The organism is Bradyrhizobium sp. 197 (genome assembly GCF_023073375.1).
Classification (GTDB): Bacteria; Pseudomonadota; Alphaproteobacteria; order Rhizobiales; family Xanthobacteraceae; genus Bradyrhizobium.
In genome coordinates this window covers 1-744 of the sequence record NZ_JADPJJ010000056.1, presented here as the reverse complement: position 1 = coordinate 744, position 744 = coordinate 1, and the positions used below count along the sequence as shown (strand labels likewise).

Genomic DNA, 744 nt, shown 5'->3' with positions numbered 1-744 from the left:
GGGCTCGCATGTTCGACTTCGATCTATTTTCCAAACGCGAATGGGTGGCGATGATTGTCGCTTTCGCGGCTGTAACTGCTCTCACCCTCTACGGGTTTTTCCGGTTTCTCGACTACCTGGCCCCAGGCATGTAAGGCCGCCTCAGTTGGCGGCCTCTGTCATTGATCCCTCTTCAGCTTGCGCCGCCCCCAATGCCGCTCTTTGCCCTTCGGGTTTAATTCCGCGACGTAGCGTCGGTTCAGAGCCCGCATGATGCCGATCCGGGCGAACATGGTCGGGCCGCCACCCTCCGCAATCAAGATCAGCGCCTCCATCGCGGCTTGCCACTCCGGCGCAGCGTGCTCTTTCTTCGCTAGCGCCGCGACGTAGTTGCCTGCGTCAAGCAGCGTCACCAGCTTGCGGCCGTTGACCTCGATCGGATCTTCGAAAGGCCGCCCCCAGCCTCTGGTCATCCCTTGCTCAAACCCTCCGCAACCGCACGCTCGACCTCGGCGGCGAGCACGCTCAGGTGCTCCGCCAGCCGGGCGAATAGTTCGCGCTTCTTTGGATCGGTCGCCAGATCCCGGATCAGCGCGCAGTCGGCCGCATCCGTGCGGAGCTTTTCCAACTGAGCCTGCATGTCTTTCATTGCAGCCACTCCGTTCCCCGAGGGAACAATATAGCCACCGTCCGAAAGCGAACAGAACAAATTGCCGATTTTTCCTAGGCTCAGGACGCTTGGCCTTCCCCTAGGTCCAGGCACCT

General features: G+C 61.0%; 2 protein-coding genes. Both read right to left on the bottom strand.

Features of this window, described 5'->3' with window-relative positions; all coding sequences use genetic code 11:
• Window positions 1-158: 158 nt before the first annotated feature.
• Window positions 159-452, bottom strand: coding sequence for a hypothetical protein (locus tag IVB27_RS13405; protein WP_247444039.1), 294 nt, complete (start codon window positions 450-452; stop codon window positions 159-161).
• Window positions 449-628 (bottom strand): hypothetical protein, encoded by a 180-nt coding sequence (locus IVB27_RS13400; protein WP_247341073.1) that lies wholly within the window; start codon window positions 626-628, stop codon window positions 449-451. The genes IVB27_RS13405 and IVB27_RS13400 overlap by 4 nt, the downstream gene beginning before the upstream one ends.
• Window positions 629-744: the final 116 nt, after the last annotated feature.

Bases quoted from the DNA above. Each gene is read 5' to 3' on its own strand.
- IVB27_RS13400 (WP_247341073.1), bottom strand. From the start codon at position 628: ATGAAAGACATGCAGGCTCAGTTGGAAAAGCTCCGCACGGATGCGGCC.
- IVB27_RS13405 (WP_247444039.1), bottom strand. From the start codon at position 452: ATGACCAGAGGCTGGGGGCGGCCTTTCGAAGATCCGATCGAGGTCAAC.